Genomic DNA, 3,029 nt, shown 5'->3' with positions numbered 1-3,029 from the left:
ACGCCACCCGATTCTGACCCGCGCACCTAGGCAGCTCAGCGCCGGACTGATCATCAGCCTGCTGGTCTGGCTGACCTTCGTGCTGCTCATACCCCAGATCGGCGACACGATGGACCCGGACAATCAGGTCCCGGGCGGGCTGTTCGCCGCGTTGCAGATTCAGAAACCGGATGAGCTGGCCGTGCTCGCCCAGTTCGCACGCTTCGACAGCATCCGCAACGGACTGGAAGTGTCCTCGGTTACCAAGCACTTCGAACGGATCGCGTTCGCGTTTCTGGGGATCAAGGGCCAGTACAACCAACAACCACTGCCCGTGGTGTGGATGGCGATGCTGCCCTACATCCTCACGCTCACCGCCGCGACCGTCGCCTCCATCACTATCGCCAGCGCCGTCACCACCCGGCGCGCTCTGCAAAGGAAACAATCATGAACACCAAAAACCTGATCCCTTTCGTCGCCGCAATGGTCCTGACCGCCGGCGTCCTCACCGGCTGCCAAGCTGCCACCGGCACCGCCCTGGCGACCCCCGGTGCCTCTGCCAGCGCGACACCGGGCTCCAACTCCGTGCTGCCGGTCGCGTCCAACCCGATCAGCAACACCAGCACGGCACCAGGTCTGAGTATCGCCTCGGCGGCCGTGGAGGACCTCGTCGACCCGGCCACCGGGAAGGCGATGGATGACCGGCTGCAGATCACGTTGACCAACAGCACCAGCACACCCTTGACCAACGTCGAGATCTACTATCAGATGACCGATGTCACCACCCAACAGTCTGAGGGGTACTACATGGCACTTGATGACGTGACAATTCCTGCCCAGGACGAGACGACCGTGTACTTCGACAACGGCACCGAGCCCGGGCACTTCCCCGAGAACACCTTCAGCCTGTACCGCACGTCCACCAACCAGGTCGATTTCGTCATCCAGGCCAGCGCCGACGGCGTTCAGGTCGCTACCGCGAACGCATCGAAAGGGGCCGGTACCGATGAACAGCCCGACTGACCGACGCCCCGGCCTGCGGCAGGCGGGTGCCCGGTGAGGATTCTCGTCGTCGAGGATGACGTCGCGCTCGGCGACGTCATCCGCCGCGCCCTCGCTGAGACCGGGTATGCCGTCACCATCGCCGGAACCGCTCCGGGCGGGATCGAAGCATTCGAGATCGACACGTACGACCTGGTCGTCCTGGATCTGATGCTCCCCGGACTGCCGGACGGCGGCATGGGCGTCTGTCGGCGCATCCGCGAGATCAACCACGACACGCCGGTGCTGATGCTGACCGCGCTGGACTCGATGCGCTCCAAGGTCGCGGGGCTGGACGCGGGCGCCGATGATTACATCGTCAAACCGTTCCACCTGGTCGAGTTGTTGGCCCGTACCCGGGCGCTGCTGCGCCGCGCGCCGCGCGCACAGCCGCCGGTGCTCACCGCCCAGGGCGTCACCCTGATTCCCTCCACACAGACGGCGATCCGCGATGGGCGTACCATCGACCTCACCCCCAAGGAGTATGCGGTCCTGGAGTACCTGATGCGCAACGCAGGTACGATCATCAGTTCCACCGAACTGATCGACCATGCCTGGGACAGCAACTACGAGGGGTTCAGCAACGTCGTGCAAACGTACATCCGCTACCTTCGCCAAAAGCTGTCCACGCCCGGTGAATCCGACATCATCCAGACTCGCCGGGGCGCCGGTTATCTGATCGCGGCAGACGAATGATCTTCCGCCGTGCGACGATCCGCCTCACCGTCGCGTACACGGTCATCCAGCTGGCGATCTTCGCGATCTTCGCGATCGGCGTGTACACGTTCGTCACCGGAACGTTCGATTTCGACGCCGCCGAGAGCGATGGCGAAGGCGCAGTTAATGCCGCGGAGCAAGGATTCGCGTTGCTGCGCACTGCGCTGATCGTGTTCTATGCCTGCCTCCTCGTCGTCATCCCGCTGTTCAGCTGGCTGATGGCACGTTCGGCGCTGAAACCGATCCGGGTCAGCTTCGAACGACAACAGCAGTTCGTCGATGGTGCTTCCCACGAGATGCGCACCCCGCTCAGCGTCATCCAGGGGGAACTCGAACTGGCTCTGAGTCGCTCCCGTTCACCCGCCGAGTATCAGGAAGCGATCACTGTCGCACTTACGGCCACGGGTGGGCTCATCCGGCTTACCGAGGACCTGCTGAAACTGTCCCGCACGAGCAAGGCGGAACTCTCCGACAGCTTCACCCTGATCGATCTGAATGAGATCCTTCCGGAGCTGGTCGTCGCTGCTGCGGGCCGCCGCGACGATGTTCACATCGCCGTCGACACTGGGCCCCCGCTACCGGTGCGTGGATCAGCCGAACTCCTCTCGCGCGCGATCGGGAACGTCCTCGACAACGCAGTGAAGTTCAGCGGCCCGGGCGGCGCTGTCACCCTCAGTACCACCCGCGGCGACGGGGGTGCAGCCGTGATCCGGATTGACGACGACGGTATCGGAATGACTCCCGCAGAACTCGTCCATGCTTTCGACCGGTTCTGGCGTGCCGAAACATCACGAACCACCCCGGGGCACGGATTGGGGTTGGCGTTGACAAAGCAGATCATGCAGGCCCATGACGGCTCCATCGCTCTCGAATCCTGGCCCGGGCGCGGGAGCACGGTCACCTTCAAAATACCGACCGCCACGCGCTGACCGCGAACGGATGGTCCACCGACAGAGCCAACGGGCGACGGTCCGGAGGCAATTCTGGCGCTCTCACGTTCATCTCATCGCCTTCTTCTTAGCCTGTATTCACAGTCGAGAACTCACTCGATCTTCAACGAAAGGCAGTCCGCAACCGCCACTGCGGCGGTGAACGACACCGCGAAGGAGAACAGCATGAAGACAACAGCCAAGCGGGCGATCGCCACCGGCGCACTCGTCACCGCACTCGCCCTGGGCGGCACCGGAGTGGCCGTCGCCACTACCGGCGCGGCAAGCGCCCCGGCAAATACCACCAACAGCGAGCAGGACCCCGGCTACGTCGTGTCCCGCGTCAAGTAGTTGGCAGGGATT

The 3,029-nt window shown here is 63.8% G+C and carries 4 protein-coding genes and 1 pseudogene; all 5 read left to right on the top strand.

Going from position 1 to position 3,029, the window contains the following annotated elements; all coding sequences use genetic code 11:
* Positions 1–430, top strand: a pseudogene (locus MIC448_RS00255) (polyphenol oxidoreductase); the annotation flags it as partial.
* Positions 427–1,002 (top strand): hypothetical protein, encoded by a 576-nt coding sequence (locus MIC448_RS00250; protein WP_036294221.1) that lies wholly within the window; start codon positions 427–429, stop codon positions 1,000–1,002. The pseudogene MIC448_RS00255 and the gene MIC448_RS00250, both read left to right, overlap by 4 nt.
* A 33-nt stretch (positions 1,003–1,035) precedes the next feature.
* Positions 1,036–1,716: a response regulator transcription factor gene (locus MIC448_RS00245; RefSeq protein ID WP_036294218.1), complete on the top strand. Its 681-nt coding sequence runs from the start codon at positions 1,036–1,038 to the stop codon at positions 1,714–1,716.
* Entirely contained in the window at positions 1,713–2,666 is a 954-nt protein-coding gene (locus MIC448_RS00240; protein WP_036294215.1) for a sensor histidine kinase KdpD, read from the top strand. Before MIC448_RS00245 ends, MIC448_RS00240 begins: the two co-directional genes overlap by 4 nt.
* 186 nt (positions 2,667–2,852) lie before the next feature.
* Positions 2,853–3,017, top strand: a complete 165-nt coding sequence (locus tag MIC448_RS00235) for a hypothetical protein (RefSeq protein WP_158497512.1) — start codon at positions 2,853–2,855, stop codon at positions 3,015–3,017.
* Positions 3,018–3,029: the final 12 nt, after the last annotated feature.

The organism is Microbacterium sp. C448, assembly GCF_000582705.2.
GTDB lineage: Bacteria > Actinomycetota > Actinomycetes > Actinomycetales > Microbacteriaceae > Microbacterium > Microbacterium lacus_A.
Note: the sequence above shows the minus strand (reverse complement) of the source record. Positions and strands in the feature narration are given on the sequence as shown.

What these genes read in the sequence shown, in the direction of transcription:
- MIC448_RS00235 (WP_158497512.1), top strand. Translation starts at nt 2,853, where the DNA reads ATGAAGACAACAGCCAAGCGGGCGATCGCCACCGGCGCACTCGTCACC.
- MIC448_RS00250 (WP_036294221.1), top strand. Translation starts at nt 427, where the DNA reads ATGAACACCAAAAACCTGATCCCTTTCGTCGCCGCAATGGTCCTGACC.
- MIC448_RS00240 (WP_036294215.1), top strand. Translation starts at nt 1,713, where the DNA reads ATGATCTTCCGCCGTGCGACGATCCGCCTCACCGTCGCGTACACGGTC.